The sequence below is a fragment of the Streptomyces sp. CA-251247 genome, assembly GCF_050952975.1.
Lineage (GTDB): Bacteria > Actinomycetota > Actinomycetes > Streptomycetales > Streptomycetaceae > Streptomyces > Streptomyces achmelvichensis.
In genome coordinates, this window is sequence record NZ_CP191861.1 from 1,499,227 (window position 1) to 1,525,279 (window position 26,053).

Annotated in this window: 29 protein-coding genes; 14 read left to right on the forward strand and 15 right to left on the reverse strand. The window is 71.0% G+C overall.

The window, feature by feature from the left end:
• The first annotated feature begins 2 nt into the window (after positions 1-2).
• A complete protein-coding gene (locus ACQPWZ_RS06555; protein WP_433570879.1) occupies positions 3-893 on the forward strand; it encodes an FMN-binding protein in 891 nt (296 codons plus the stop codon).
• Entirely contained in the window at positions 893-1,663 is a 771-nt protein-coding gene (locus ACQPWZ_RS06560) for an FAD:protein FMN transferase (RefSeq protein WP_356705995.1), read from the forward strand. The genes ACQPWZ_RS06555 and ACQPWZ_RS06560 overlap by 1 nt, the downstream gene beginning before the upstream one ends.
• A 19-nt stretch (positions 1,664-1,682) precedes the next feature.
• On the opposite strand, the gene ACQPWZ_RS06565 is transcribed toward ACQPWZ_RS06560, so the two are convergent.
• The 6 genes from ACQPWZ_RS06565 to ACQPWZ_RS06590 all read right to left on the reverse strand — a co-directional run bounded on the left by ACQPWZ_RS06565 (position 1,683) and on the right by ACQPWZ_RS06590 (position 7,210).
• A complete protein-coding gene (locus ACQPWZ_RS06565; RefSeq protein ID WP_340472145.1) occupies positions 1,683-2,219 on the reverse strand; it encodes an arginine repressor in 537 nt (178 codons plus the stop codon).
• Between the two features lie 7 nt (positions 2,220-2,226).
• Complete coding sequence (locus ACQPWZ_RS06570) at positions 2,227-3,435, reverse strand: acetylornithine transaminase (RefSeq protein ID WP_340472146.1); 1,209 nt, start codon at positions 3,433-3,435, stop codon at positions 2,227-2,229.
• Positions 3,432-4,331, reverse strand: a complete 900-nt coding sequence (gene argB / locus ACQPWZ_RS06575) for an acetylglutamate kinase (protein ID WP_433570880.1) — start codon at positions 4,329-4,331, stop codon at positions 3,432-3,434. Before argB ends, ACQPWZ_RS06570 begins: the two co-directional genes overlap by 4 nt.
• Positions 4,328-5,479, reverse strand: a complete 1,152-nt coding sequence (argJ, locus tag ACQPWZ_RS06580; protein ID WP_433570881.1) for a bifunctional glutamate N-acetyltransferase/amino-acid acetyltransferase ArgJ — start codon at positions 5,477-5,479, stop codon at positions 4,328-4,330. The genes argB and argJ overlap by 4 nt, the downstream gene beginning before the upstream one ends.
• 88 nt (positions 5,480-5,567) lie before the next feature.
• Positions 5,568-6,596 (reverse strand): N-acetyl-gamma-glutamyl-phosphate reductase, encoded by a 1,029-nt coding sequence (gene argC / locus ACQPWZ_RS06585; RefSeq protein WP_356705998.1) that lies wholly within the window; start codon positions 6,594-6,596, stop codon positions 5,568-5,570.
• Positions 6,597-6,718: 122 nt separating this feature from the next.
• Positions 6,719-7,210, reverse strand: a complete 492-nt coding sequence (locus ACQPWZ_RS06590) for an RrF2 family transcriptional regulator (RefSeq protein WP_340472150.1) — start codon at positions 7,208-7,210, stop codon at positions 6,719-6,721.
• Positions 7,211-7,312: 102 nt separating this feature from the next.
• Between ACQPWZ_RS06590 and ACQPWZ_RS06595 the strand changes: the two genes are divergently transcribed.
• Positions 7,313-8,062 carry an SDR family oxidoreductase gene (locus tag ACQPWZ_RS06595; RefSeq protein ID WP_340472151.1) on the forward strand — a complete coding sequence of 250 codons (750 nt, stop codon included), beginning with the start codon at positions 7,313-7,315 and terminating at the stop codon, positions 8,060-8,062.
• A 27-nt stretch (positions 8,063-8,089) separates the two neighbouring features.
• Here the strand turns inward: ACQPWZ_RS06595 and ACQPWZ_RS06600 are convergent, their stop codons facing one another.
• Positions 8,090-8,494: a DUF5997 family protein gene (locus tag ACQPWZ_RS06600; protein WP_340472152.1), complete on the reverse strand. Its 405-nt coding sequence runs from the start codon at positions 8,492-8,494 to the stop codon at positions 8,090-8,092.
• A 58-nt stretch (positions 8,495-8,552) separates the two neighbouring features.
• Between ACQPWZ_RS06600 and ACQPWZ_RS06605 the strand changes: the two genes are divergently transcribed.
• A complete protein-coding gene (locus tag ACQPWZ_RS06605; protein ID WP_433570882.1) occupies positions 8,553-9,338 on the forward strand; it encodes a LysR substrate-binding domain-containing protein in 786 nt (261 codons plus the stop codon).
• A 79-nt stretch (positions 9,339-9,417) separates the two neighbouring features.
• On the opposite strand, the gene ACQPWZ_RS06610 is transcribed toward ACQPWZ_RS06605, so the two are convergent.
• Positions 9,418-9,786, reverse strand: coding sequence for a hypothetical protein (locus ACQPWZ_RS06610; protein ID WP_433570883.1), 369 nt, complete (start codon positions 9,784-9,786; stop codon positions 9,418-9,420).
• Positions 9,783-11,561: an aa3-type cytochrome oxidase subunit I gene (gene ctaD, locus ACQPWZ_RS06615; protein WP_356706002.1), complete on the reverse strand. Its 1,779-nt coding sequence runs from the start codon at positions 11,559-11,561 to the stop codon at positions 9,783-9,785. The genes ACQPWZ_RS06610 and ctaD overlap by 4 nt, the downstream gene beginning before the upstream one ends.
• 445 nt (positions 11,562-12,006) lie before the next feature.
• Between ctaD and ACQPWZ_RS06620 the strand changes: the two genes are divergently transcribed.
• Positions 12,007-13,074 (forward strand): alpha/beta fold hydrolase, encoded by a 1,068-nt coding sequence (locus tag ACQPWZ_RS06620; protein WP_433570884.1) that lies wholly within the window; start codon positions 12,007-12,009, stop codon positions 13,072-13,074.
• A 124-nt stretch (positions 13,075-13,198) separates the two neighbouring features.
• Positions 13,199-13,654: a carboxymuconolactone decarboxylase family protein gene (locus ACQPWZ_RS06625; RefSeq protein ID WP_340472158.1), complete on the forward strand. Its 456-nt coding sequence runs from the start codon at positions 13,199-13,201 to the stop codon at positions 13,652-13,654.
• Here the strand turns inward: ACQPWZ_RS06625 and ACQPWZ_RS06630 are convergent.
• Positions 13,614-14,912 carry an MFS transporter gene (locus ACQPWZ_RS06630; protein WP_433570885.1) on the reverse strand — a complete coding sequence of 433 codons (1,299 nt, stop codon included), beginning with the start codon at positions 14,910-14,912 and terminating at the stop codon, positions 13,614-13,616. The genes ACQPWZ_RS06625 and ACQPWZ_RS06630 overlap by 41 nt on opposite strands.
• 56 nt (positions 14,913-14,968) lie before the next feature.
• Here ACQPWZ_RS06630 and ACQPWZ_RS06635 point away from each other — a divergent pair, with 56 nt between their 5' ends.
• The 4 genes from ACQPWZ_RS06635 to ACQPWZ_RS06650 all read left to right on the forward strand — a co-directional run bounded on the left by ACQPWZ_RS06635 (position 14,969) and on the right by ACQPWZ_RS06650 (position 17,742).
• Positions 14,969-15,541: a CGNR zinc finger domain-containing protein gene (locus ACQPWZ_RS06635; RefSeq protein ID WP_433570886.1), complete on the forward strand. Its 573-nt coding sequence runs from the start codon at positions 14,969-14,971 to the stop codon at positions 15,539-15,541.
• Positions 15,542-15,621: 80 nt separating this feature from the next.
• Positions 15,622-15,975, forward strand: coding sequence for a YciI family protein (locus tag ACQPWZ_RS06640; protein WP_327685145.1), 354 nt, complete (start codon positions 15,622-15,624; stop codon positions 15,973-15,975).
• Between the two features lie 37 nt (positions 15,976-16,012).
• Positions 16,013-17,248: an RNA polymerase sigma factor gene (locus ACQPWZ_RS06645; RefSeq protein WP_433570887.1), complete on the forward strand. Its 1,236-nt coding sequence runs from the start codon at positions 16,013-16,015 to the stop codon at positions 17,246-17,248.
• Between the two features lie 86 nt (positions 17,249-17,334).
• Positions 17,335-17,742 (forward strand): PPOX class F420-dependent oxidoreductase, encoded by a 408-nt coding sequence (locus ACQPWZ_RS06650; RefSeq protein ID WP_340472162.1) that lies wholly within the window; start codon positions 17,335-17,337, stop codon positions 17,740-17,742.
• Positions 17,743-17,833: 91 nt separating this feature from the next.
• On the opposite strand, the gene ACQPWZ_RS06655 is transcribed toward ACQPWZ_RS06650, so the two are convergent.
• A complete protein-coding gene (locus ACQPWZ_RS06655; RefSeq protein WP_340472163.1) occupies positions 17,834-18,409 on the reverse strand; it encodes a histidine phosphatase family protein in 576 nt (191 codons plus the stop codon).
• A 94-nt stretch (positions 18,410-18,503) separates the two neighbouring features.
• Positions 18,504-19,937 carry a PLP-dependent aminotransferase family protein gene (locus ACQPWZ_RS06660; protein ID WP_433570888.1) on the reverse strand — a complete coding sequence of 478 codons (1,434 nt, stop codon included), beginning with the start codon at positions 19,935-19,937 and terminating at the stop codon, positions 18,504-18,506.
• Between ACQPWZ_RS06660 and ACQPWZ_RS06665 the strand changes: the two genes are divergently transcribed.
• Positions 19,936-20,832, forward strand: a complete 897-nt coding sequence (locus ACQPWZ_RS06665; protein ID WP_433570889.1) for a DMT family transporter — start codon at positions 19,936-19,938, stop codon at positions 20,830-20,832. The two genes, ACQPWZ_RS06660 and ACQPWZ_RS06665, sit on opposite strands and share 2 nt — an antisense overlap.
• A 67-nt stretch (positions 20,833-20,899) precedes the next feature.
• On the forward strand, positions 20,900-21,091 hold the full coding sequence (locus ACQPWZ_RS06670; RefSeq protein ID WP_313947369.1) for a DUF1918 domain-containing protein: 192 nt from the start codon (positions 20,900-20,902) through the stop codon (positions 21,089-21,091).
• Between the two features lie 11 nt (positions 21,092-21,102).
• Here the strand turns inward: ACQPWZ_RS06670 and ACQPWZ_RS06675 are convergent, their stop codons facing one another.
• Complete coding sequence (locus ACQPWZ_RS06675) at positions 21,103-22,350, reverse strand: glycoside hydrolase family 10 protein (RefSeq protein ID WP_433570890.1); 1,248 nt, start codon at positions 22,348-22,350, stop codon at positions 21,103-21,105.
• A 171-nt stretch (positions 22,351-22,521) separates the two neighbouring features.
• Here ACQPWZ_RS06675 and ACQPWZ_RS06680 point away from each other — a divergent pair, with 171 nt between their 5' ends.
• Together ACQPWZ_RS06680 and ACQPWZ_RS06685 are read left to right on the forward strand one after the other, a co-directional pair.
• A complete protein-coding gene (locus ACQPWZ_RS06680) occupies positions 22,522-23,382 on the forward strand; it encodes a 3-hydroxybutyryl-CoA dehydrogenase (protein WP_313947367.1) in 861 nt (286 codons plus the stop codon).
• Positions 23,383-23,512: 130 nt separating this feature from the next.
• The gene (locus ACQPWZ_RS06685; protein WP_313947366.1) at positions 23,513-23,770 is read left to right on the forward strand and encodes a hypothetical protein; all 258 of its coding nucleotides are present in this window, start codon (positions 23,513-23,515) and stop codon (positions 23,768-23,770) included.
• A 94-nt stretch (positions 23,771-23,864) separates the two neighbouring features.
• Here the strand turns inward: ACQPWZ_RS06685 and ACQPWZ_RS06690 are convergent, their stop codons facing one another.
• Positions 23,865-24,395, reverse strand: coding sequence for an NUDIX hydrolase (locus ACQPWZ_RS06690; protein WP_356706010.1), 531 nt, complete (start codon positions 24,393-24,395; stop codon positions 23,865-23,867).
• A 51-nt stretch (positions 24,396-24,446) separates the two neighbouring features.
• Positions 24,447-25,787: a transcriptional regulator gene (locus ACQPWZ_RS06695; RefSeq protein ID WP_340472168.1), complete on the reverse strand. Its 1,341-nt coding sequence runs from the start codon at positions 25,785-25,787 to the stop codon at positions 24,447-24,449.
• Between the last annotated feature and the right edge of the window lie 266 nt (positions 25,788-26,053).

Here is a 26,053-nt window from a genome sequence, read left to right on the forward strand (position 1 = left end):
CCGTGAAGAGGAAACACCCGCTGCGCCGGGTCATGATCGGCATTGCCGCCACGGCGTCCGGCGTCGTGCTGCTGCTCGCACTGAAGCAGCCGGGTACGACGGTGGCCGAGGCGTCCGCCGGTTCCCAGGTACCGCCGGGCGGCTCGGCGTCGGCCGGCAACGGGGCGTCGGCCGCCGGCGGACAGACGGTGCTCGGGGATGCCGCCGGTACGCAGTACGGCGACGTCCAGGTCCAGCTGACCCTCAGCGGCGGCAGAATCACCGGCGCGCAGGCGGTGAAAGCGCCCGACGCCGACGCCAACAGCCGGAAGATCGCCGCCAACGCCATCCCCAAGCTCAACCAGGCGGTGATGGCGGCGCAGAGCGCCGACATCGACACCGTCTCGGGCGCCAGCTACACGAGCGAGGGGTACATCACGTCCCTTCAGAGCGCCCTGGACAAGGCGGGGGCGGCCGCCCCGGGCGCCGGTGCGTCGGGGGGCACGGGGAGCGGTGAGGCGGCGGCACCGCCGCCCGCGGCGGACCCGGGAGCCGGCAAGGACCCGGGAGCCGGTGCGGATCCCGGCGCGGGCGCGGATCGCGGCTCCGGCGCAGGTGCGGGAGCCGGCGACGCAGCGCCGAAGACCGTGCTCGGCGACGTCGCCGACACGCAGTACGGCCCGGTGCAGGTCAAGATCACGGTCAGCGGTGGCAGGATCACCGCGGCGGACGCGGTGAAGGCGCCGAACAGCGACGCCAACAGCCGCCAGATCGCCGCCAATGCCGTACCCAAGCTCAACCAGGCCGCGGTCACGGCGCAGAGCGCCGGCATCGACGCCGTCTCCGGCGCCAGTTACACCAGCAAGGGCTACATCACGTCCCTGCAGAGCGCCCTCGACAAGGCGGGACTGTGATGTCCGGCGGGACGCGGCTGCGTCACGTCGAGCACTCGATGGGCACGGTCTTCTCGTTCGACGTCCGGATGGCCGCCGCCGACTCCCCGCGGGTGCGTGCCGGGCTCGCGGCCGCCGTGGCCGGTCTGCACCGCGTCGACGAGATCTTCTCGACGTACCGCGAAGACAGCCAGATCAGCCGGCTGGCCCGGCGCGAGATCACGCTCGACGACTGTGTCACCGAGGTCGCCGAGGTCTTCCGGCTGTGCGAGGAGGCCGAGCGCGAGAGCGACGGCTGGTTCACCGCCCGCTACGCCGGCGGCCTCGATCCGACCGGCGTGGTCAAGGGCTGGGCGGTGGAGTGCGCGGTCCGCATGCTCGCCTCCTCCGGCGCGGACGCGGTCTGCCTCAACGGCGGCGGTGACATCCAACTGCACGGCGGCCCCTGGCGGGTGGGGGTGTCGGACCCGCTGCACCCCGGCGAGCTCGTCACCGTGATCGAGGCCGAGGACGGTCTGGCCGTCGCCACCTCGGGCCCGGCCGAGCGCGGCTGCCACATCCTCGACCCGCACACCCGCCGGCCCCCCGCCGACGGCATCGCCTCGATGACGGTCGTCTGCCCGGGACTGACGGAGGCGGACGCCCGGGCGACCGCCGCGTACGCGATGGGCGACCGGGCCCGCGGCTGGCTGGAGGACCTCGCGGGCACCGAGGCGTTCGCGGTCCTCGCCGACGGCAGCACCTGGCAGACCAGCGGATTCGCCCGCCACTGCGCGCAGTTGCCCGCCTGACGGCCCGATCGGGCCCCCGTCAGCGGTCGTTCTGGGCCAGGCGCAGCAGATGGTCGGCGAGCGCCTGGCCGCCGAGCGGGTCGCGGCTGATCAGCAGCAGGGTGTCGTCACCCGCGATCGTGCCGAGGATGTCGCGCAGTTCGGCCTGGTCGATGGCCGACGCGAGGAACTGTGCCGCGCCGGGGGGGGTGCGCAGGACGACGAGATTGGCCGATGCCTCCGCCGAGATGAGCAGTTCACCGGAGAGGCGGCGCATCCGCTCCTCCTTCGCCGACTCTCCCAGCGGCACGTGCGGGGTGCGGTAGCCGCCCTCGCTGGGCACCGCGTAGATCAACTCACCGCCGGTGTTGCGGATCTTCACGGCGCCGAGCTCGTCGAGGTCCCGGGAGAGCGTCGCCTGGGTGACGCTCAGCCCGTTGTCGGCGAGGAGCTTGGCGAGCTGGCTCTGCGAGCGCACCGGCTGCCGGTTGAGGATGTCCACGATCCGGCGGTGGCGGGCCGTACGGGTCTGCGGCACGGCCGGCCCGCCGTGTTCGGTGTCCTGCGCATCGCTCATCGTCGTCTCATTCTCCGGATCGTCCTTCCCCGCCTGCTGCGTCGAGAACACCGGGCAACGCCCGGATGAACGCGTCCACATCGGCCTCCGCGATGGTCAGGGGCGGCATCAGCCGTACGACATCGGGGGCCGGGGCGTTCACCAGGAAACCGGCGCTCTGAGCCGCCTGCTGCACCTGGGGCGCGAGGGGCTCGTTGAGCACGATACCCAGCAACAGGCCCGCACCACGGACATGGGAGATCAGAGGGTGGCCCGGCCGGTCCGCGGAGCCCTCGATTCCGTCGCGGATCCTCTCGCCGAGGCGCTTGACCTCGTCGAGGACTCCGTCGGCCGCCAGTGTGTTCAGTACGGCCAGGCCCGCGGCGCAGGACACCGGGTTCCCGCCGAAGGTCGTGCCGTGGTGACCGGGCTTCAGCAGATCCGCGGCCTCACCGAAGACCACGGTCGCACCGAGCGGCAGCCCTCCGCCGAGCCCCTTGGCCAGAGTGACGATGTCCGGTTCGACGCCCTGGTGGGCCTGGTGCTCGAACCAGTGGCCGGTGCGGCCGATGCCGGTCTGGACCTCGTCGAGGACGAGCAGCGTGCCGGTGGCCCGGGTGATCTCCCGAGCGGCCTCCAGGTACCCCTTGGGCGGTACGACCACGCCGATCTCGCCCTGGATCGGCTCGATGACGACGAGTGCGGTCTCCTCGGTGACGGCGGCCCGCAGCGCGTCCGCGTCGCCGTACGGGACGTGGGTGACATCGCCCGGCAGCGGCAGGAACGGCTCCCTCTTGCCCGGCTGACCGGTGAGGGCGAGGGAGCCCATGGTCCGGCCGTGGAAGCCGCCGTCGGTGGCCACCATGTGCTGACGGCCCGTCAGGCGGCCGATCTTGAAGGCGGCTTCGTTGGCCTCGGCGCCGGAGTTGCAGAAGAAGACGCGTCCGGGACGCCCGACGAGCTGGATGAGGCGTTCGGCGAGCGCCAGCGGCGGCTCGGCGGTGTAGAGGTTGGAGACATGGCCGAGGGAGGCGATCTGCCGGGTCACGGCCTCCACGACGGCGGGGTGCGCGTGGCCGAGCGCGTTGACGGCGATGCCGCCGACGAAGTCGGTGTACGCCGTGCCATCGGCGTCCCAGACCGTGGCACCCTCACCGCGGACCAACGACAGCTGGGGCGTGCCGTAGTTGTCGGTCATCACGTCCCGCCACCGCTGGGCGAGTTCCTGATTGGTCATGGTTCCCCCTGCCCGTCGGGCACGACCATCGTGCCGATGCCCGAGTCGGTGAAGATCTCCAGCAGGATCGAGTGCGGCACCCGGCCGTCGATGACGCGGGCGGTGTTGACACCGTTGCGTACCGCGAACAGACAGCCCTCCATCTTGGGGACCATGCCGCTCGCGAGCTCCGGCAGCAGCTTCTCCAGCTGGCCGGCGGTGAGTCTGCTGATCACCTCGTCGCTGTTGGGCCAGTCCTCGTAGAGCCCCTCCACGTCGGTGAGGACCATCAGCGTTTCGGCGCCCAGCGCCGCAGCGAGTGCCGCAGCCGCCGTATCAGCATTGACGTTGTAGACATGTCCGTCGTCCTGTGAGCGGGCGATCGAGGAGACGACCGGGATACGGCCGTCGGCGAGGAGTGCCTCGATCGCGCCGGTGTCGATCGCGGTGATCTCGCCGACGCGTCCGATGTCGACCAGTTCGCCGTCGATCGTGGGCCGGTGCTTGGTGGCGGTGATGGTGTGGGCGTCCTCGCCGGTCAGACCGACGGCGAGCGGGCCGTGCTGGTTCAGCAGTCCGACGAGCTCGCGCTGGACCTGGCCGGACAGGACCATCCGTACGACGTCCATCGCCTCCGGCGTGGTGACCCGCAGGCCCGCCTTGAACTCGCTGACCAGCCCGTGCCGGTCGAGCTGGGCGTTGATCTGCGGGCCGCCGCCGTGCACGACGACCGGCTTGAGGCCGGCCTGCCGCAGAAAGACGACGTCCTGGGCGAAGGCCGCCTTGAGGTCCTCGTCGACCATCGCGTTGCCGCCGAACTTCACGACGACGATCTTGCCGTTGTGCCGGGTCAGCCAGGGCAGGGCCTCGATGAGGATCTGCGCCTTCGGCAGCGCGATGTGCTTGCGGGTGCTCATGACGAGTACGCGCTGTTCTCGTGGACGTAGTCGGCCGTCAGGTCGTTGGCCCAGATGACGGCGGACTCGGAGCCGGCGGAGAGGTCGGCGGTGATCCGCACCTCGCGGTAGCGCATGTCGACGAGGTCGCGGTCCTCGCCGACTCCGCCGTTCTTGCAGACCCACACGCCGTTGATGGCGACATTCAGCCGGTCCGGCTCGAACGCGGCGCGGGTGGTGCCGATCGCCGAGAGCACACGGCCCCAGTTCGGGTCCTCGCCGTGAATGGCGCACTTGAGCAGGTTGTTGCGGGCGATGGACCGGCCGACCTCGACGGCGTCGTCCTCGGAGGCGGCACCGACGACCTCGATGCGGATGTCCTTGGAGGCACCCTCGGCGTCACCGATGAGCTGACGGGCGAGGTCGCCGCAGACCGTGCGCACACCCTCGGCGAACGCGTCGTACTCCGGCGCCGTCCCGGACGCGCCGGAGGCCAGCAGCAGGACGGTGTCGTTGGTGGACATGCAGCCGTCGGAGTCGATCCGGTCGAAGGTGAGCCGGGTCGCCTCGCGCAGCGCCTTGTCGAGTGTGGAGCTGTCGAGGTCGGCGTCGGTGGTCAGGACCACGAGCATGGTGGCGAGCCCCGGGGCGAGCATGCCCGCACCCTTCGCCATCCCGCCGACGCTCCAGCCCTCGCCCTCGTACACGGCCGTCTTGTGCACGGTGTCGGTCGTCTTGATCGCGATGGCCGCCTTCTCGCCACCGTGCTCGCCGAGCTGTGCCGCGGCCTTCTCGATGCCGGGAAGGAGCTTGTCCATCGGCAGCAGCAGGCCGATCAGGCCGGTGGAGGCCACCGCGACCTCACCGGCGCTGTGGCCGAGGACATCGGCCACCTTCTCCGCGGTGGCGTGGGTGTCCTGGAAGCCCTGCGGACCCGTACAGGCGTTGGCACCACCGGAGTTGAGGACGACCGCGGTGACATCGCCGCCCTTGAGGACCTGCTCGGACCACAGGACGGGCGCGGCCTTGACGCGGTTGGAGGTGAAGACGCCCGCGGCGGCGCGACGCGGCCCGTTGTTGACCACCAGGGCCAGATCCGGGTTACCGCTCTCCTTGATCCCGGCCGCGATGCCCGCCGCCGTGAATCCCTTCGCTGCCGTGACGCTCACTGCTTCTCCTCGTTGGCTTCTCCGCCCGTGCGGCACGCGGACGCGGCTGCCGGGTCGCTCTGCAGCCGGACGGCTGCGGGTCTGCCGCTCACGGAGCGACTCCCGTCAGGGAAAGACCGGTGTCCTCGGGAAGTCCGAGGGCGATGTTCATGCTCTGCACCGCACCGCCAGCGGTGCCCTTGGTGAGGTTGTCGATGGCGCTGATCGCGATGAGACGGCCGGCGGCCTCGTCGTACGCGACCTGGATCTGGACGGCGTTGGACCCGTAGACCGACGCGGTGGCGGGCCACTGCCCCTCGGGGAGGAGGTGGACGAACGGCTCGTCCGCCAGGGCCTTTTCGTAGGCGGTCCGTACGTCATGGGCCGTGGTGCCCGGCTTCGCCTTGGCGGAGCAGGTGGCGAGGATGCCGCGGGGCATCGGCGCCAGGGTCGGGGTGAAGGAGACGGTGACCGGCTCGCCCGCGGCGGCGCTGAGGTTTTGGATCATCTCGGGCGTGTGCCGGTGTCCGCCGCCGACGCCGTACGGGCTCATGGAGCCCATCACCTCGGAGCCCAGCAGGTGCGCCTTGGGCGACTTGCCGGCACCGGAGGTCCCGGACGCCGCGGTGATCACGGCCTCGGGCTCGGCGAGTCCCGCGGCGTACGCGGGGAACAGCGCGAGCGACACGGCGGTGGGATAACACCCGGGCACCGCGATCCGACGGGCACCGGCCAGCGCGGTGCGTGCCCCCGGCAGCTCGGGAAGCCCGTAGGGCCAGGTCCCCGCGTGCGGTGAGCCGTAGAACTTCTCCCAGTCGGCGGCGTCCTCGAGCCGGAAGTCGGCGCCCATGTCGATGACGAGAGTCTCGTCCCCGAGCTGCTCGGCGACCTCGGCGGACTGCCCGTGCGGGAGGGCGAGAAAGACGACGTCGTGTCCGTCGAGCACGTCGGCGGTGGTGGGCTCCAGGACCCGCCCGGCGAGGGGCAGTAGGTGAGGCTGGAGTCCGCCGAGCTTCTGACCTGCGTTGGAGTGCCCGGTGAGCGCGCCGATCTCGACGTCCGGGTGGCCGAGCAGGAGACGCAGCAGTTCCCCGCCCGCGTATCCACTCGCTCCGGCCACTGCTGCGCGTACTGCCATCGGGTCCTCCTCGTCGATGGCATGACTATACGTATCACCGCAGCTTTATGCAAAGGTTTTGGGTGATCAGCCGCCGCCCCCAGCCACACCACGGGCCGAGCAGCACCGGGTCGACCACCCCCTCAGCCGTCGGCACCCCTGTCCGCGTTGAGCCACGCACCGATCGTCGGCAGCGCTTCGGGCCCGCTGTCCTGCTCGACCGAACCCGCGAGATCGGCCACCGAGACACTCGCCAATGACGCCCGCCAAGCGGCATCCGCCGCACCCATCGCGCGGGCGATGGGACACGCCTTCGCGCACTCCTCCGGCGGCGTCCCGAAGGGCCCCCGCTGACGGATCTCCGTGCACACGAACGCCGGGTTCGCCCCGTCGACCGCCTGCACCACGTCCAGGAGCGTGATCTCGCCGGCGGCTCTGGTCAGTACGTATCCACCCGTCTTGCCCTGTACGGACTTCACCAGACCCGCCCGGGACAGAGCCTGCATCTGCTTCGCCAGATAGCTGGGCGAGACGTCATGCAGCTCCGCCAGCCGGGCAGCCGGGACCGGCTCGGTTGCCGCGGTCAGCACCACGCAGCAGTGCAGCGCCCACTCCACGCCGCCGGACAGTTTCATGCACCCTCCAGTTGACTCGGACAAAGCCTATCCGAGTAGTATCTCGGACAACAGATATCCGAGTTTGCGCGTGCAGCGAACCCTGTTCACGGAAGGACCATCATGAAGATCACCGTCATCGGAGCCACCGGGCTGATCGGCTCCCAGCTCATCTCCACGCTCTGCGACGCCGGACACGAGGTGACGCCCGCGTCCCTGTCGACCGGCGTCGACCTGCTCACCGGCGAGGGGCTCGACGATGCGCTCGCGGGTGCGGACACGGTCGTCAACGTGACGAACTCGCCCACGTTCGACGAAGCCTCACCGGACTTCTTCCGCACCACCATGGGGAATCTGCTGGCCGCGGGCGAGCGCGCGGGCGTCGGTCACCAGGTGATCCTGTCCATCGTGGGCGTCGACCTGGTGCCGCAGCTGGACTACTACCGCGCGAAGACGCTCCAGGAGGATCTGCTGCGACAGGGCCCCACGGCGTACTCGATCGTGCGCGCGACGCAGTTCTTCGAGTTCATGGACGCGGTCATGTCGTGGACCTCCGACGACAAGACCGTCCGGCTGCCGTCCACCCGTATCCAGCCCATCGCGACGGCCGATGTCGTCGACGCCCTCGCCGATGTCGCCACGGCCCCGCCGCTGGGCGGCTCGGTCGATGTCGCGGGGCCGGATGTCTTCACCCTGGACGAGCTCGGCCGCCTCACGCTGGCGGACCGACAGGACGAGCGCACCGTCGTCACCGACGAGCAGGCGGGCATGTTCTCCGCCACCGACGACGGCGTTCTTGTCCCGGGGCCCGGCGCCCGTCTGGCCGCCACCCACTACAAGGACTGGCTCAGCTCCTCTCGCCGGTCCGTGTGACCGGCGATCGCCCGAGCGGGGAGAAGGTCAGGAACGCGGACCGCGAGGCTGCTCGGCTCGCTCCGCGTTCTTCTCCTTGATGCGCACCGCTTCCTTGCGGACCTCGGCCTGAGTGGCACGTTCCTTCTGGAGCCACTCGGGAAGGTCCGTCTTCAGCGCGTCGATCTGCTCCGTGGTGAGCGCGTCGGTCACTCCGCCGCGGGCGAGGCCCGCGATGGAGATGCCGAGCTTCGCCGCGACCACCGGCCGGGGGTGCGGGCCGTTGCGTCGCAGCTCCTGCAGCCACTCGGGCGGGTCTGCCTGGAGGGCGTTCAGCTCGGTGCGCGAGACGACACCCTCCTGGAACTCGGTGGGGGTGGCCTCGAGGTACACACCCAGCTTCTTCGCCGCGGTCGCGGGCTTCATCGTCTGGGTGGTCTGGTGCGACGTCATGGTGTCCAGGGTATCGAGCGTGTGCGCCCCCTCCGACCACGACCGGTAGCCTGGCCCGGTGACAGGCTCGGAAGCATCCCCTTCGTTCCGGCTGGCGTATGTCCCGGGAGTGACGCCCACGAAGTGGGTGCGGATCTGGAACGAGCGGCTGCCCGACGTCCCCCTGACTCTCGTCGCGGTGTCCCCCGCCGAGGCCTTCGACGTGTTGCGCGACGGCGGCGCGGACGCCGGATTCGTGCGGCTGCCGGTCGACGGAGCGGACCTCAGCGCGATCCCCCTCTACTCCGAGACGACCGTGGTCGTGGTCCCGAAGGACCACGTCGTGGCAGCCGTCGACGAGGTGTCCTCCGAGGATCTGGACGACGAGATCGTGCTGCACCCCCTCGACGACACCCTCGACTGGGAGCAGCCGCCCGGCCGGCCCGCGTACGAGCGCCCCGCGACGACGGCGGACGCCATCGAGCTGGTGGCGGCCGGCGTGGGACTGCTCGTCGTGCCCCAGTCACTGGCCCGCCTGCACCACCGCAAGGACCTCACATACCGGCCGGTGTCCGGCACGCCCGAGTCGCGCATCGCGCTGTCCTGGCCGGAGGACCGGACCACCGATCTGGTGGAGGACTTCATCGGGATCGTCCGCGGGCGGACGGTCAACAGCTCGCGCGGTCGTCCTCAGACACCGGCGGAACCGAAGAACAAGCGCGCCGAGGCAGGAGACGCACGGCGCAAGCCCGCGGCCAGGTCGGGCGGCGGAAAGTCGGGCGGTACGTCGACGGGCAGGGGCCCGCGGAGCGGTTCCGGCGGCGCCAAGGGCAGCAAGCGCGGCAAGCCACGCCGCCGTTCCTAGGCCGTCCGTCGCCGAAGAGCACCGCCCGTACGCCCGTACTGCGAACGCCTCAGCCCCGTACGCCGGTACCGCGAACCCCTCAGCCACGGACGGTCAGCAGCACCACGCACAGCCACAGAACCGCCAGGCCGGTGAGCACGGCGACCACCCGGCACAGCAGACGCTGCCGCAGCGCGTCGTACCGCTCGCTGTACTCCGTGCGGAGCTCACCGGCGCGCGCCGTGATCGCTTCCAGCGCCTTCCGGGACACCTCGATGTGTTCCTCGGCGTACAGGCGCACGACCTCGTCGTACTGGGCGGTGGTCAGCCACGGCATGCGTCCGGCGAACATCTCGGCCGACACCGCTGCTTCCCGCAGCCGGCTCTGGGCCAGCAGGTAGCCCTCCACCTGCGAGATACCGGCATCGATGTCGAGCGACGGCTGCTGCCACGACGGCCCGCCGGTCACGACCGGCCCTTGTCGTTCCCGTCGTCGTCTCCCAGCGGCGACGCCGCGCCCTGCCCGGGCTCGATGACGTCCCGGCGGCCCTCGACGTGTGCGGGATCGAGACTGGCGACCTCGGGGTGGTGGAGGTCGAAGGCCGGGGATTCGGAACGGATCCGCGGCAGGGTGATGAAGTTGTGCCGGGGCGGCGGGCAGGACGTGGCCCATTCGAGTGAGCGGCCGTAGCCCCACGGGTCGTCGACCTGGACCTTCTTGCCGTACTTGGAGGTCTTCCACACGTTGTAGAGGAAGGGAAGGATCGACAGGCCCAGGACGAACGAGCTGATCGTGGAGATGGTGTTCAACCCGGTGAAGCCGTCGACGGCGAGATAGTCCGCGTACCGCCGCGGCATGCCCTCGGCGCCCAGCCAGTGCTGCACCAGGAACGTGCCGTGGAAGCCGAGGAACAGCGTCCAGAAGGTCATCTTGCCGAGCCGCTCGTCCAGCATCTTGCCCGTGAACTTCGGCCACCAGAAGTGGAACCCGGCGAACATCGCGAACACCACCGTGCCGAAGACGACGTAGTGGAAGTGCGCCACCACGAAGTACGAGTCGGAGACGTGGAAGTCCATCGGCGGCGAGGCCAGGATGACGCCGGTCAGACCACCGAACAGGAAGGTCACGAGAAACCCGATGGTCCACAGCATCGGTGTCTCGAAGGACAGGGAGCCCTTCCACATCGTGCCGATCCAGTTGAAGAACTTCACACCGGTGGGCACCGCGATGAGGAACGTCATGAACGAGAAGAACGGTAGGAGTACCCCGCCTGTCACGTACATGTGGTGCGCCCAGACCGTCACCGACAGACCGGCGATCGCGATCGTCGCACCGACGAGACCGATGTAACCGAAGATCGGCTTGCGGCTGAAGACCGGAATGATCTCTGTCACGATGCCGAAGAACGGCAAGGCGATGATGTACACCTCTGGATGGCCGAAGAACCAGAAGAGGTGTTGCCACAGGAGCGCGCCGCCGTTGGCCGAATCGAAGATGTGGGCGCCGAACTTGCGGTCCGCCTCCAGCGCGAAGAGCGCGGCGGCGAGAACCGGGAAGGCGAACAGCACGAGGACAGCCGTCAGCAGCACGTTCCAGGTGAAGATCGGCATCCGGAACATCGTCATGCCGGGTGCGCGCATACAGATGATCGTGGTGATGAAGTTGACCGCGCCGAGGATCGTGCCGAAGCCGGAGAAGGCCAGACCCATGATCCAGAGGTCTGCGCCGATACCCGGCGAGCGGACGGCGTCCGACAGCGGGGAGTAGGCGAACCAGCCGAAGTCGGCGGCACCGTTCGGCGTGAGGAAGCCGCCCACCGCGATCGACGAGCCGAAGAGGTACAGCCAGTACGCGAACATGTTCAGCCGCGGGAACGCCACGTCGGGCGCGCCGATCTGCAGCGGCATGATCCAGTTCGTGAAACCGGCGAACAGCGGCGTCGCGAACATCAGCAGCATGATCGTGCCGTGCATCGTGAACGCCTGGTTGAACTGCTCGTTCGACATGATCTGCGTGCCCGGCCGGGCCAGCTCGGCGCGCATGAAGAGCGCCATCACCCCGCCGATCAGGAAGAAGACGAACGACGTGGTCAGGTAGAGCGTGCCGATGGTCTTGTGGTCGGTGGTGGTCAGCCACGTCACCACCACTCTGCCGGACTGCTTGCGCCGCAGCGGCAGCTCGTCCTCGTACGCGTCGTCGTCCTTGGACAGCACTTCGAGCTCAGGCCCGGACCCTGAAGCCACACGAACTCCCACTCAATCGGCAGCCTTCACCATGCACAGACCGCACCCCCTGAGCAGGCCGCAAATTTCCTCAAAGGCGCACGAAGCGCAATCTAGCGGGCTTACGTCCCGCCCACCTCCATGACATCCACGGGCCGGGCGGTGTCCGGGGTGGCGCGGTTGTCTTCCCGCCGGGCCGCCGACCCCGCCGACTAGGCACTGTTGCCCGTGCCACCCCGCTCGGGCACAGGCCGGCGAGCCCTGATGGGGGCGGTCAGAGACCACCCGATCGGCGGCACCCACCGGACTGTCCACGGCGCCCCGCTACCCACCGACGGCGGATGTGCCGCGGATGTCACCCGGACGGGCGGCCCTCTTCACCCGCTTGCCTCGCGGGCCGCGCCGCTTCGGCCGTGCTCGGAAACGCTGATGGTCCGCCAACCCGTAGCGCAGAAGAGGGAACAGCATGACCATGCCTTCCACCGCCGACCTCATACGCCGGCGCTTCCCGCACGCCTCCGCAGCCGTGCTCACCGTGGCGCTCTGTACCGTCGCGGTCCCGGCCTCCGCCGACTCGGGCCCTGCCGGGACGACGGGCGGTGACACGGACGCAGGTGCCAGACCCACCGTGGTCCTGGTGCACGGCGCCTTCGCCGACGCCTCCGGCTGGAACGGGGTCATCGAACGTCTTCAGGGGGACGGCTACACGGTCCTCGCCCCGCCCAATCCCCTGCGCGGGCTGGCCAGTGACTCCACCTACATCGCCAGTGTCCTGAAGAACATCAAGGGCCCGATCGTGCTCGCCGGCCACTCCTACGGCGGCGCGGTGATCAGCAGCGCGGCCGCCGGCAACCCGAACGTGAAGTCGCTGGTCTACGTCTCCGCCTTCATGCCGGACAAGGGCGAGGCCCTCGGACAGCTGGCCGCCAAGTTCCCGGGCAGCGAGCTGAACTCCGCGCTGAGTCCCACGCCGTTCGAGACGACGAGCGGCAAGGGCACCGATCTGTACATCCAGCCCGCGAAGTTCCACGACGTGTTCGCAGCCGACCTCCCGGCGAAGACCGCCGCGGTGATGAGCGCGGCACAACGCCCCATCGCCGCTTCGGCGTTCACGGACAAGGCCCTCGCCGCCGCCTGGCGGACCATTCCGTCATGGGCCCTGGTCGCCAAGCAGGACAAGAGCATCGCCCCCGACCTGGAGCGGTTCGAGGCCGAACGCGCCGGCTCGCACACGGTCGAGATCGACTCCTCCCACGTCGCGATGATCTCCCACCCCGATACGGTCACCGACCTCATCCGCGACGCGGCCGGCTCCTCGTCGTCCGCGTCGGCGTCGTCGGACTCGTCGGCGTCGGCGTCGTCAGACTCGTCGGCGGGGAAGCCCGCGCTGGCCGACACCGGTTCCCGCTCACTGGCTCTCGCGGGGCTCGGTGCCGTCGCCGCCGCGGCCGTGCTCACCGGCGCGGGGCTCGTGCTGGTCACGCGCAGGCGGCGGGACACACCGTCCGACCCGGACGCGTCCACCGCACGCTGACCCGCCGTCACCCTCTGTGCCCGCAGCCCGTTCTCCGACCACGGAAAGTTCCTTTCCCGGACCGGTCACATCCGTGCTCCCGGATCCGTCAGTGCGGTGACGACACCTACTGAGGAGAACGACGATGCAGGCACGTATGAAGAACCCGGCCCAGGTCATCCCCTCCGCGCTGCCCGCCATGCTCGATCTGCTCGGCGCCGCCCAGCAGGGGGGCGTTCCGCAGACCACGCTCGACCTCGTCCACCAGCGGGCCAGCCAGATCAACGGGTGCAGCTACTGCGTGGTCGGTGGTGCGGCGAGTGCCAAGAAGAACGGCGAGACGGACGAGCGGCTGCACGCCGTGGCGGCCTGGCGGGAGGCGCCGTTCTTCACCGACGACGAGCGGGCGGCGCTGGCGCTGACCGAGGCCGTGACGCGGCTCAGCGACACGTCCGACGCGGTGCCGGACGCGATCTGGGACGCGGCCGCCGACCACTTCGACGAGAAGCAGCTCGCATCGATCATCCTCATGATCGGCGTGACGAACCTCTTCAACCGGCTCAATGTGACGACTCGTCAGCCTGCCGGCGCGACCTGGTAGTCGGCGGCTGCGGGGCCCGGTCCGTGCCGGACGGCAGGGACCGGGCCCGCCCGGCGGCAGACCGGGACGTCACGGACGGACGGGATACACGCGCGGTGCCGGGCCACCCGGTGAAGGCGGCCCCCGCGAGGAGGTGCACGCCCGCTGCCGCGAGCAGCGCGCCGGTGAGCGACCAGGTGGCGAGGGGCCCGGCGAGTGCCGCGCCGACGGCGAAGCCGGTGAGTTTGAGGCTCGCCCCCGTGGTGAAGATCTGCCCGCGCAGCACCTCGGGTGCCTCGCGGTGGCGAATCGCGAACAGGGCGGTCAGTTGCGGGCCTTCGCCGATGCCTGCCAGGACGGCGGCGGCCACGAAGAACGCCGGCCGGCACGTCGCCGCAAGGGTGAGAGCGACAGCCAGGACGACCGTGCTTGCGACGAGGACCGTGTCCGCTCGCAGCCGATCGGGCCTGCGGGCGAGCAGCGCGTTCGCCGCGAGCGCGGAGAGGGCGAGAGCCGACAGCAGGAACGCGCCCTGGCCGGCCCCGCCGAAGGCCCGCTCCCCCAGCATCGGGGCACACGCCACCAGCATCCCCGCACCCGCGCAGGAGATCACCGAGGTCGCCGTGGCCCGCGCCAGCGGCCGGCTCCGGGCGATCACCCGGAAACCGGCGGCGAGATCGGCGGCCATCGTGGTGGTCGAGGGTGCGCGGTCCGGGCGACGAGCCGCGGGCAGGGCAAGGGCCGCCGGCAGCGCCAGACAGATCAGTACCGCGGACGCCACCACTGAGGGGCGTGCGCCGGCCGCGTGGGCCACCGCACCGGCCAGGGCCGGCCCGAGCAGGCCCGCGGCATCGAAGGTCATCGCGTCGAGAGCGTTCGCCCGGGGCAGGCCGTCCGCGGCGACGACCCGCGGCAGCTGGGAGGTCCAGCCGCCGCCGAGGGCCGGGCCCAGCAGCCCGGCGCCGGCCGCGATCAGCACGGTCAGGGCGATGGGCAGCGTCCCGAGGCACAGCGCGACGACGGCGAGGGCTGCGGCGTAGCCGGCGAGGGCCGCCGCCAGCAGTCGGCCGGGGCGGGCGGATCTGTCCAGCAGTACGCCGAGCAGCGGTCCGCCCACCGCCGCCGCGATGGTGATGCCCGCCAGCAGCGACGCGGCCGACGCGGCCGACCCCGTGACCGCGAGACCGGCGAGCAGCAGGGCGGGGCCGGACATCTCGTCGCCCGTGCGTGCGGCCGCCGCTCCCGCCGCGTACGTCCACAGTGCGTAACGCTTTTGCATGCGCTGGACGTTACGCAGGTAACTCAATCCTGCGCCAGGTGCGTTACCTTCGAGGGGTGGAGCCTACGAACAGCGACTGGTCGGCCCGGCATTCGGTGCAGGCCGTCGCCCTGCGGACCGCCGCCCTCGTCAATGCCCTGTCGCACGAGGGGGTTTCACCGCAGTCCGTGTCCGCGGTGTTGCGCGCGCACGGCGAGGGCGACGCGGTGGAGCTTTCCGGGAGGGACGTCGCGGAGATGCGAGCGGCCGCCCTTCAGGTGCGGGAGGTCTTCGCCGCCGACGGAACCGACGAGGCCGCGGCCCGCCTCAACCGTCTGCTGTCCCTGAGCACCGGAGCGCTGCGCCTCACCTCGCACGGCGGCCGCTCCCCTTGGCATCCGCATCTGGACCGCGACGACGACGGCCCCTGGGGCGAGTGGCTGCTGGCGTCGTCCTGTCTCGCCCTGACCGTCATCGTCTGGGACCGGCAGCGTCCGCCCGGCGGGGTGTGCGCCTCTCCCGCCTGCGGCAATGTCTTCCTCACGCAGGGAAGCGGGCCGGCCCGCCGCTACTGCTCGCGGCGGTGCGCGACCCGCGAGCGGGTGGCCGCCCACCGCCGGGCGAAAAAGATTCCGGATCCGGCGCGGTGAGATGTCGAAACGGCGGAAGGCCGTTCGTGTAGAGGGTGAGAGGCGGGCGGCCGGCCCACCGCACACCGAGGAGAGACACCATGAAGCAGTACCTGCTCAGCATCTACCAGCCCGACGGAGAGCCGCCCGGCCCCGAGATCCTGGAACCGATCATGCGGGATCTCGAAGCCGTCAACGCGGAGATCAGGGAAGCCGGGGCGTGGGTGTTCTCCGGCGGTCTGTACCCGCCGAGCACCGCCACGGTGGTACGGCTGAAGGACGACGACCTGCTCATGACGGACGGACCGTACGTCGAGGGCAAGGAGCACATCGGCGGGTTCACGGTCATCCAGGCCCCCGATCTCGACGCCGCCTTGGAGTGGGGCCGCAAGCTCGCCCGGGCGATCACCCTTCCCATCGAGGTCCGTCCGCTCCAGCACGGAAGCTGTGCCTAGTGCCTCGACCGGGCCGTGCGTGCCGGGAGCGGCACCCGTGACCGCCGGCGGGCCCGCGGTGACCGGGGCGGTGATCGAGCGCCACTTCCGCGAGGAGTACGGGCGCGCGGTCGCCGTCCTGGCCCGGATCTTCGGCGACATCGACGTGGCCGAGGAGGCGGTCCAGGACGCGTTCGCCACCGCGGTGCAGCGCTGGCCGGCCGCGGGGCTGCCGCCGAGTCCGGCCGGGTGGATCATCACGACCGCCCGCAACCGCGCTATCGACCGGCTCCGCCGCGAGTCGCAGCGCGAGGACCGGCACGCCCAGGCAGCTCTGCTGCACGCCCATGAGGTACCGGCCGAGGAGGGTCCCGTGCGTGACGACCGGCTGCGCCTGATCTTCACCTGCTGCCACCCGGCGCTCGCACCGGCGTCCCGGGTCGCGCTGACGCTGCGGCTCCTGGGCGGACTGACCACGGCCGAGATCGCCTCGGCGTTCCTCGCCACCGAATCGGCCATGGCACAGCGCCTGGTGCGCGCCAAGGGCAAGATCCGGGACGCGGGCATTCCCTACCGTGTGCCGCGTGACGCCGACCTGCCGGACCGGCTGCGGGCCGTCCTGGCGGTCGTGTACCTCGTCTTCAACGAGGGATACACGGCCAGTTCGGGCGAACACCTGGTCCGCGAGGATCTGTGCGCCGAGGCGATCCGGCTGGGCCGGCTGCTGGAACAGCTGATGCCGGACGAGCCGGAGGTCAAGGGACTGCTCGCGCTGATGCTGCTGACCGAGTCCCGCCGTCCGGCCCGGACTTCCCCGGCCGGGGATCTCGTGCGGCTGGCCGACCAGGACCGCGAGAGCTGGGACCGCGCCTTGATCGACGAGGGCCAGGCGCTCGTACGCCAGTGCCTGCGGCGTGACCGGCCGGGGCCGTACCAGATCCAGGCCGCGATCCAGGCGGTGCACAGTGACGCATCCGTCCCGGCCGCCACCGACTGGCGGCAGATCGTGCTGCTGTACGACCAGTTGCTGGCCCTGGCCCCCAATCCGGTGGTCGCGCTCAACCGCGCGGTCGCGGTGGCCGAGGTCGAGGGGCCGGAGACGGCGCTGGCCCTCGTCGACGCCGTGGATCTGGACGGCCACCGGCTCCACCACGCGATCCGCGCCGATCTGCTGCGCCGGCTGGGCCGCCACGACGAGGCCCGCGCGGCGTACGAGAAGGCCATCGCCCGTACGGAGAACGCGAAGGAGCGCGCGCTGCTGGAGCGCAACCGCGAGACGGTGTCGGGTGGTTGAGGCCCTGAGCGCGGCGGGGCGCTGTCCGTCGGGTTCGCCGCGGCCGGGTCTTCGCCGCCGCGCCCGTGATCAGTAGGCTCACGATCATGTCCGCTTCCCTGAGCGCAAGCGCCCACGCGATACTCGACGCCCCCAACCCCGCGGTGCTCGCCACCGTCCAGCCCGACGGCAGCCCGCAGACCTCGGTCGTCTGGGTCGCCCGGGACGGCGACGACCTGGTCATCTCCTCCCAGGCCGGCCGCGTCAAGGACCGGAACATCGCGGCCGATCCGCGGGTCAGCCTGACCGTCTACGACCGCGAGGACCCGCTGCGGTACCTGGAGGTACGCGGGACCGCCACGATCACCGTGGACTCCGAGCGCCGGCTGGCCGCCCGCCTGGCCGAGGAGTACGAGGGGAAGGGCGCCGGCGAGGAGTATCTGGAGCTGCCGCCGGAAGTCGTACGCATAGAGATCCGGATCACGCCGCAGCGCGTGGTCGGCACGGCCGCCTAGAACGACCGGGCCCGGGCGACTCGGCCCGCGCGGCTCGGCCCGCGCGGCTCGGCCCGCGCGGCTCGGCCGGCCGCCGATTCCCGCCCCGGGCTCAGGCCGCCGTCTGGAGGCGCAGGCTCCAGCGGCCCGCGGTGCCCGCCAGGGTGACCGTCGACAGCGAGCGAACCTCCACGTTCCAGTACGACGTCGGCGGCGCCTGGAGGGCGTACACCAGGGCCGCCCGGACCACCGACGGTTCGGCGACGGCGACGATCGTGCCGCCGTCCTCGGCCGGCCGGGTGTCCAGCCAGCCCCCTATCCGCGAGATGAAGGCGAGCAGGGACTCGCCGCCGTGCGGCGCGGAGCGCGGATCGCCGAGCCACGCGTCCACGGCGCCGGGTTCCACGGCGGTCACTTCCGCGAGGGTGTATCCGCGCCAGCGGCCCATGTCGCAGTCGCGCAGGGCCGGCTGCGCCATGGGCGCGAAGCCGAGCGCCTGCGCCGTCGCACGGCTGCGGACCGTCGGCGAGCAGTACCGCAGCTCGGAGGCGTTGAGCTGCATCAGGGCATGCGCGGCGAGCTGCACCTCGTGCCAGCCGGCTTGGTCGAGCGGCCGGTCGTCGTCGAAGCGCTCGGCGAGCAGGGCGGAGCTGCGGGCGGCTGCCACCAGCGTGATCCGAACACTCATGGCGAGATGGTGAGCGGGAAAGCCGCGCAGGTCAAGAGGGGAAATGGACAGCCGTCCGCCGACCCCACGCCTTTACCCACAGCATGAAGAAAGGTCAGGTCAGCTCGTCGCAGGCGGTGCGCAGCCGGCGTACTCCTTCGGCGATCTCCGACGTGCCCGCCACCCCCGCGAAGCTCAACCGGAGGTACCCGGCCGGGGGTTCGGCACAGAAGTAGGGGCGGCCGGGCGCGAGCGCGACACCCGCGCGCAGGGCGGCGGAGAGCAGCGCGGACTCGTCCGTGCCGTCCGGCAGCCGCAGCCAGAGGTGGTAGCCGCCGGCAGGGATGTGCGGCAGGGACAATTCGGGCAGTCCAGCCCTCAGGGCCACGGCCATCGCCTCGCGGCGCGCCGTCAACTCGGTGGCCACCGTGCGCAGATGACGACTCCAGGCGGGCGCTCCGACCAGTTCGAGAGCCGCTTCTTGGAGCGGGCGGGGCACGAAGAAGGTGTCGACGACGTGAATGGCCCGCAGACGTTCCGACACGGGCCCGCGGGCCGCCAGCATGCCCACCCGGAGACTGGCCGAAGTCACCTTGGTCAAGGAGCTGACGTGGACGACGACACCGTCGTGGTCGTCGGCGGCGAGCGGGCTCGGCAGCGGACCGGCGTCGTCGTGGGCCATGCGGCGGGCGAAGTCGTCCTCGACGACGAAGGCTCCGGCCTCGCGCGCGATACGCAGGACATCGGGGCGGCGCTCGGCGGACAGCACGGCACCGGTCGGATTCTGGAAGAGCGGCTGGCAGATGAAGAGCCGGGCGCCGGTGGCCCGGAACGCCGCGGCGAGCAGGTCCGGCCGCACGCCCTGGGCGTCCACCGGCACGGGAACCGGCCGCAGCCCGGCCGCGCGCGCGATGGCCAGCATGCCCGGGTAGGTGGGCGATTCGACGAGGACGGGCGCTCCGGGCGGCGCCAGCGCCCGCAGCGCGGTGGTCAGTGCGGACTGTCCGCCCGCGGTGATCAGGACGTCCGCGGCCCCGATGCTGCCGCCGAGACCGCGGGCGAACCATTCGCGCAGCTCGGGCAGCCCGTCGGCGGGCGGCCGGCTCCAGGCACCCGGGCGGCGTCCCGCGCGGGCCAGCGCGGCGGCCATCGCCCGCTCCGGCTGGAGCGACGGATGCAGATAGCCCCCGTTGAACTCGACGACACCCGGCGGCGGTGCCGCGAGCGTGGCGAGAACCCCGGAGGCGTCGACGGTACGGGGGACGAGCTCGGCCGCGGCGTCGGCACTGAGGGCGACCTCCTGCCAGGACGTGTCCCCGGGGGCGGGAGCGTGCGTCCGGGGCTCCGTCCGGAAAGCCCCCGCGCCGGGGCGGGTGACGACCAGCCCTTCGGCCGCGAGCTGTGCGAGGGCGCGGGAGACGGTGACCGGGGAGACCCGGAAGCGCTCGACGAGCGCCCGGCTCGATGGCAGCTTCCCACCTGGCGAGTAGCGGTCGAGCTCCTGCTTCAGGACATTCGCCAGTTCCGCCACACTGCTACGCTCTTGCATGACAGCACAGGATAGCGCTACTCGCACGATGCCGATAGCGGTCGGTAACGGAACCCTCCTCGCCGCGCTGGGCGTCGTCGCCTTCTCCCTCACCTTTCCGTCCACGGCCTGGGGCCTCGAGTCGTTCGGCCCCTGGTCGCTGGTCGGGGTGCGCAGCGTGCTCGCCGCGCTGATCGCGGGAGCCTTTCTGCTGGCGCTGCGCGTACCGCTTCCCGAGCGCCGCCACTGGGGCCCGCTGGCCGTGGTCGCGGGAGGTGTGGTCGTGGGCTTCCCGCTGCTGACCACGCTGGCCCTGCAGACCTCCACCACGTCCCATGCGGCCGTCGTGGTGGGCCTGCTGCCGCTCACCACCGCCGCCTTCGCCGCGGTCCGCACCGGGCGCCGCCCCTCCCGCACCTTCTGGCTGGCCGCTCTGGCCGGGGCCGCCGTGGTGATCGCGTTCACCGTGCAGCAGAGCGGCGGAGCGCTGCACACCGGCGATCTGTATCTGTTCGGCGCTTTGCTGGTCTGCGCCGCCGGATACACGGAGGGCGGCCGGCTCGCCCGGCAGATGCCCGGCTGGCACGTGGTCGGCTGGGCCCTGGTGTTCTGTCTGCCCCTGGCGCTGGCGGGCTCGGCCGTCGCGCTCGCCCACGAGCCGGTGCGGATGACGGCCCACGGGGCGATCGGTCTGCTGTGGGTCGCCGCCGGTTCGACGTTCTTCGGCCTGTACGTCTGGTACCGGGGCATGGCCTCGATCGGTATCGCCAAGGCGAGCCAGATCCAGCTGGCGCAGCCGCTGCTCACCCTCGTCTGGTCGGTGGGCCTGCTGGGCGAGGAGATCTCCCCCGCCGCACCCGTGGCCGCGGTCGCCGTCCTCGTCTGCATCGCCGTGACCCAGCGGGCCCGCAGCTGAGGGTGCAACTCCGGGACCCGGCCGTAGACTCGGAACCAGAGACCACCCCTGCGAGGAGGTCACCACGATGCATGCCAACGTAGGCGACAAGCTGCTCGTGCACGGCAGGACCGTGGGACAGCACGACCGGACCGCCGAGGTCGTCGAGGTGCTGGGGCAGAAGGGCACACCGCCCTACCGCGTCCGCTACGACGACGGTCACGAGGCGCTCATGTCCCCGGGCCCCGACACTGTCGTCAAGCCGGACGAGCACGCCTGAGCGGCCGCCGCTCAGCGCGGCGGCAGCACCCTGGTCGGATAGTGGTCGGCCACGACCCTGGCCATCGCCCCGATCCGATCCGTCATGACTTCCTTGGCCGAGAAGAAGCAGTGGCCGCGGACCCCGTTGTACATCTTCGCCAGCGTGAGGTGGCGCGAGAGCTCGGCGGGGTCCTGCCACGGCGCGGGCTGGGCCGGGTCACCCGCCTTGTAGAGGGCCTCCCCGATCACGAGATCGACGCCGGTGCCCTGGACGACGTCGTTCCACCAGGGCAGCAGCTTCGCGTAGTCGGCGGCGGCGAACCCGATGTTCCAGTAGACCTGCGGGCAGATGTAGTCGATCCAGCCCTCCTTCACCCAGCGGCGGGTGTCGGCGTGGAGGTCGTCGTAGGTCTGCACTCCGGCACGGGTGTCCGAACCCAGCGGGTCGGTGGCGCCGTTGCGCCACACCGCGAAGGGGCTGATGCCGAAACCGACGCCCGGCCGTGTCTCCTTGATCCGTGCTGACATCTCCCTGACGAGCCGGTCGATGTTGTCGCGCCGCCAGGCGGCCTTGTCCGGGAAGCCCGCCCCGTACCGTGCGTAGGTCGCGTCGTCGTCGAAGACCTGGTCGGCGACCGGATACGGATAGAAGTAGTCGTCGAAGTGGACGGCGTCGACGGCGTAGCGCTTCACGGCGTCGGTCATCGCGTCCTGGACGAAGGCGCGGACCTCGGGGATACCGGGGTTGTAGTACAGCTTCCCGCCGTACGGGAGGACCCAGTCCGGGTGGACGCGGGCCGGGTGGCCGGCGGCCAGCCGGGAGGGATCGGTGTGAACCGCGACACGGTAGGGGTTGAACCAGGCATGCAGTTCGAGCCCGCGGGCGTGGGCCTCGCGCACGGCGGTCCCGAGCGGGTCCCAGCCGGGGTCCTTGCCCTGGACACCCGTGAGGTAGACCGACCAGGGCTCGTACGGCGACGGCCACAGGGCATCCGCGCTCGGCCTGACCTGGAAGACGACGGTGTTGAGCCTGCGGGCGACCGCGGTGTCGAGGTGGGCGAGAAGTTCGTCACGCTGTTGGACCGCCGTGAGGCCCGGACGTGAGGGCCAGTCACGGTTGGTGACGGTCGCCAGCCATGTGCCCCGGAACTCCGGCTCGGCGAGGGGCCGCGGGCGCCCGGGCCTCGGGGGAAAGGCTGCCGCGTCGCCCGCCGTCGCCATCGCGGCGAGCACGCTCACGGCCGCCGCCACGAAACCTCTTCTACCGATACGCCCCATTTGTCGCCCTCGGTGTCGTCGTTGCCGCTGGTCGTTTCCGCACAGCATGCCCGCCCCTGACGGTCACGCACCTCCGCATCCGGAGTAACGTCGGGGCGTCGAGGCGGGCACCGGAACCATGCGGGGGCCCCGCCGCACTGATTCAGCGAAAGGCACGAGGTGACGGACTCAATGGCCGACATTGCACGCGTCGGAGTGGTGGGCTGTGGCCAGATGGGCGCAGGCATCGCGGAGGTGTGCGCCCGCAGTGGGCTCGAGGTGAAGGTCGCCGAGACCACGGGCGAGGCCCTGGAGATCGGTCGTACCCGGCTGTACAACTCGCTGTCGAAGGCCGCCGAACGCGGCAAGATCAGCGAGGAGGAGCGGGACGCCACGCTGGAGCGTCTGAGCTTCACCACCGACCTCGGGGAGTTCGCCGACCGCGACCTCGTCATCGAGGCCGTCGTGGAGAACGAGCAGGTCAAGACCGAGATCTTCCAGATCCTCGACCAGGTCGTGACCCGCCAGGACGCGATCCTCGCCTCCAACACCTCCTCGATTCCGCTGGTCAAGCTGGCCGTCGCCACCTCGCGGCCCGACCAGGTCATCGGCATCCACTTCTTCAACCCGGCGCCGGTCCAGAAGCTGGTCGAGCTGATCCCCGCGCTCACCACCTCCGAGGAGACGATCAAGCGCTCCGAGGCCGTGGTCCAGCAGGTGCTCGACAAGCACGCCATCCGCGCCCAGGACCGCTCGGGCTTCGTGGTGAACGCGCTGCTCATCCCCTACCTGCTCTCCGCCATCCGGATGTTCGAGTCGGGCATCGCCAGCCGCGAGGACATCGACAACGGCATGGAGCTGGGCTGCGCCCACCCGATGGGCCCGTTGAAGCTCTCCGACCTGATCGGCCTGGACACCGTCGCGTCCGTCGCCGACTCGATGTACGCCGAGTTCAAGGAGCCCCTGTACGCGGCACCGCCGCTGTTGCAGCGGATGGTGGACGCGGGGCGCCTCGGCCGTAAGACGGGCTCCGGCTTCTACCCGTACTCCTGATTCACACGGAGTGTGAGGGGCGTGCCCGCATATGCCGTGCGCACACGCTCCCGCCCTGTGACCACGGAGAGTTGACTCGGTTCCGCTCAGCCAAGGGTTCGCCGTACACCTTCTGCAGAGGAGCCGATCCGTGACCACCGACCCAGATCACTTAGTGGTCGTCGAGGAGTTCGCCGAACTGCGCCGCAGCCTCGATGTCGGCCTCGCCCGGATCGACGGGCATCTGGCGCTGCTCGCGCAGCGCAACGACCAGATCGACCGGGAGCTGACCGATCTGGCCGCGCGCGTCGGGGCGTTGGAACATGCCAGGTGGCCGTTGCCGGCCGTGGCCGCACTGACGGCGCTCGGGGCGCTGGCGGTGGCGGTCTGGCAGGCGCTGGCCCGCTAGGTAAGCCGCCGGGAGCGGGGGTCGGCAGCCGTCGGCTCCCCGAGCCCGTCGAGGCCTGCCGGGGCCCGTCGTGGGCGAGTGCGGCCGCGGAACGTCAGCCCAGCCGCAGATGGTGGAGCATCAGCAGCCCGGCCGCCATGTTGGCGGCGGGGACCTCACCGCGGGCGACCATGTCGGGCACGAGCTTCAGCGGGACCCACTCGCGCCGCGAGGACTCGAAGTCGTCCGCGGGGTGACCGGTGTACGTCGCGTCCTCGGCCCAGTAGAGATGGTGCCGGGCGTCGGTGAGACCGTTCGACGGCTCCACGGTCATGAGGTGCTGAAGAGGGCCGGGACGCCACCCGGTCTCCTCCTCCATCTCGCGGGCCGCCGCGGTCTCGACGTCCTCGCCGTCCTCGACGACCCCCGCGGCGAGCTCCCAGCCCCAGGTGTCGGTGATGAACCGGTGCCGCCAGAGCATCAGCACCTCGTTGGCCGCGTTGACCACCGTCGCCACGGCGACCGGCCTCAGCCGTATCAGGAAGTGATCGAGATGCCGGCCGTCGGGGAGAACGACGTCGGCCAGGTTGACCCTGAACCAACGGTTCTCATACACAGTTTGTTCGCTTAAGTTCGTCCACTGCACTTTTCTGCCACCTTCCGACAAGTAGATGGCAATATCGCAGCAGGAGCTCGGTCAGAGGGGAACGCGCAGCGCCCCGTCGATGAGTTCGGCGGCCTCGTCGGCGTTGGCGCAGTCGCTCAGGACGAGATGCTCACGCACCGCGCGCAACCGGTCCCGCAGCCGCTGCGACTCCATGCCCCGCGCCCGCTCCGCCATCTCCACCGCCGTGCGGGCCGCGCGGTCGACCTCGCCCTGGCGGAGCTCGATCTGACAGAGCATGGCGAGCCGGTGCACCCGACCACGGTCGTGCGCGGGAGTGTCGACGGCGGCCGTGGCGTGCTCACGGGCCGCCTGGAGGTCACCGAGGCTGAGCAGGGCCTCGGCCACCTGGACGTTGACCAGTCCGGGCTGCACATAGCCGGTCTCGTCGGGCTCGTGCCCCGGATGAATGCGCCCTGCCTCCAGTTCGGCGCGCCGTATGCAGCGAAGAGCACTGCTTCCGTCCCCGAGGTGCGCGTACGCCTTGGCCTGCATCGCGTACAGATCGGCCGCCAGGGCAGGGGTGATCCGGTCACCGGCGGACCGCAGTGCCGCCTCCGCGAAGGCCACCGCCTGCCGGTGCTCGGCCATGAACAGCGACTGGTTGACCAGCAGCGCTATCACGTACGCGCCAAGTCCCCTGTCCCCACTGGCCTTTGCCAAACGCAGGGCCTGGTGGAAGTAGCGCTGCGCGAGACCGTGGGCGTCCGAGTCGTAGGCACAGATACCGGCGACCGCCACCAGGCCGCCCGTCGCACGGTGCAACTGGCGGCCCAGCGCGTCGCTGTAGCCGCCGCGCAGCAACGGCGCGGTCTCGGCATTGAGGAATCCGACGATGCGCGCGCGGGTCGCGATGCCGCCCGCCCTGCGGTACATCAGCTCGTAGTGCGCGCGGGCGGCGCGCAGCATCGTGATGTCGGCCATGCTCACGCGCGTCTGCCCGGAGCGGGACACATCCGCGTCCTCGGGAGGGTTCTCCCACTCCCACACCGGCATCACGGCGGGTGTGCCGGTGACCGCCGGGGCCTCGATGATGTGCCGCCGCTGCTGTTCGTCGCAGCGCCACAGCGCGGTGGCCCGCTCCACGAAGCCGGACAGCGGCGAGCCGGGGGGCATGACCGAGTCCCCGTTGACGCCGAGACCGATGTCGCCGAGCGTGATGGCGCGGTGCAACCGGCCGGCGAGCACCTCGCAGATCAGGTCGGGAACCTGGCCGCGCGGGCGCTGTCCCTTCAACCACCGTGCCACGGCCGTGTGTTCGTACCGGAGCGAGAGACCCCGGGCACGGCCGGCCTGGTTCACATGTGCGGCGAGGCCCGCATGGGAGATGCCCGCCTCGTCGAGCAGGGCGTCGAGCAGGGTATTGGGCTGCATGAGGCCCCTCCGTTGGCTCGGTGCGCCCAGCCTAGTAGAGGACGATTCGCACGGGGTGTGAACGGAGTGCCCCGATCTGTGCCACGCGCGCTCTGCCGCCGTACGGTTCGCGCCGGTTGACTGAAATGCCTCTCATGGAGGCGGCCGGACCGCCGGCTCCCCCTCGTACAGTGCGGCGGTCCTCGTTCGCGTCGTCTGCCCTGCTGATCTGCCCGACACTCCGCGGCAGGGCGGGCGGCGCCGGCCGCACGGCAATCCCTTGGTTG

What these genes read in the sequence shown, in the direction of transcription:
- ACQPWZ_RS06560 (WP_356705995.1), top strand. Translation starts at nt 893, where the DNA reads ATGTCCGGCGGGACGCGGCTGCGTCACGTCGAGCACTCGATGGGCACG.
- ACQPWZ_RS06565 (WP_340472145.1), bottom strand. Translation starts at nt 2,219, where the DNA reads ATGAGCGATGCGCAGGACACCGAACACGGCGGGCCGGCCGTGCCGCAG.
- ACQPWZ_RS06570 (WP_340472146.1), bottom strand. Translation starts at nt 3,435, where the DNA reads ATGACCAATCAGGAACTCGCCCAGCGGTGGCGGGACGTGATGACCGAC.
- argB (WP_433570880.1), bottom strand. Translation starts at nt 4,331, where the DNA reads ATGAGCACCCGCAAGCACATCGCGCTGCCGAAGGCGCAGATCCTCATC.
- argC (WP_356705998.1), bottom strand. Translation starts at nt 6,596, where the DNA reads ATGGCAGTACGCGCAGCAGTGGCCGGAGCGAGTGGATACGCGGGCGGG.
- ACQPWZ_RS06590 (WP_340472150.1), bottom strand. Translation starts at nt 7,210, where the DNA reads ATGAAACTGTCCGGCGGCGTGGAGTGGGCGCTGCACTGCTGCGTGGTG.
- ACQPWZ_RS06595 (WP_340472151.1), top strand. Translation starts at nt 7,313, where the DNA reads ATGAAGATCACCGTCATCGGAGCCACCGGGCTGATCGGCTCCCAGCTC.
- ACQPWZ_RS06600 (WP_340472152.1), bottom strand. Translation starts at nt 8,494, where the DNA reads ATGACGTCGCACCAGACCACCCAGACGATGAAGCCCGCGACCGCGGCG.
- ACQPWZ_RS06620 (WP_433570884.1), top strand. Translation starts at nt 12,007, where the DNA reads ATGACCATGCCTTCCACCGCCGACCTCATACGCCGGCGCTTCCCGCAC.
- ACQPWZ_RS06625 (WP_340472158.1), top strand. Translation starts at nt 13,199, where the DNA reads ATGCAGGCACGTATGAAGAACCCGGCCCAGGTCATCCCCTCCGCGCTG.
- ACQPWZ_RS06630 (WP_433570885.1), bottom strand. Translation starts at nt 14,912, where the DNA reads ATGCAAAAGCGTTACGCACTGTGGACGTACGCGGCGGGAGCGGCGGCC.
- ACQPWZ_RS06640 (WP_327685145.1), top strand. Translation starts at nt 15,622, where the DNA reads ATGAAGCAGTACCTGCTCAGCATCTACCAGCCCGACGGAGAGCCGCCC.
- ACQPWZ_RS06650 (WP_340472162.1), top strand. Translation starts at nt 17,335, where the DNA reads ATGTCCGCTTCCCTGAGCGCAAGCGCCCACGCGATACTCGACGCCCCC.
- ACQPWZ_RS06655 (WP_340472163.1), bottom strand. Translation starts at nt 18,409, where the DNA reads ATGAGTGTTCGGATCACGCTGGTGGCAGCCGCCCGCAGCTCCGCCCTG.
- ACQPWZ_RS06665 (WP_433570889.1), top strand. Translation starts at nt 19,936, where the DNA reads ATGACAGCACAGGATAGCGCTACTCGCACGATGCCGATAGCGGTCGGT.
- ACQPWZ_RS06660 (WP_433570888.1), bottom strand. Translation starts at nt 19,937, where the DNA reads ATGCAAGAGCGTAGCAGTGTGGCGGAACTGGCGAATGTCCTGAAGCAG.
- ACQPWZ_RS06670 (WP_313947369.1), top strand. Translation starts at nt 20,900, where the DNA reads ATGCATGCCAACGTAGGCGACAAGCTGCTCGTGCACGGCAGGACCGTG.
- ACQPWZ_RS06675 (WP_433570890.1), bottom strand. Translation starts at nt 22,350, where the DNA reads ATGGGGCGTATCGGTAGAAGAGGTTTCGTGGCGGCGGCCGTGAGCGTG.
- ACQPWZ_RS06680 (WP_313947367.1), top strand. Translation starts at nt 22,522, where the DNA reads ATGGCCGACATTGCACGCGTCGGAGTGGTGGGCTGTGGCCAGATGGGC.
- ACQPWZ_RS06695 (WP_340472168.1), bottom strand. Translation starts at nt 25,787, where the DNA reads ATGCAGCCCAATACCCTGCTCGACGCCCTGCTCGACGAGGCGGGCATC.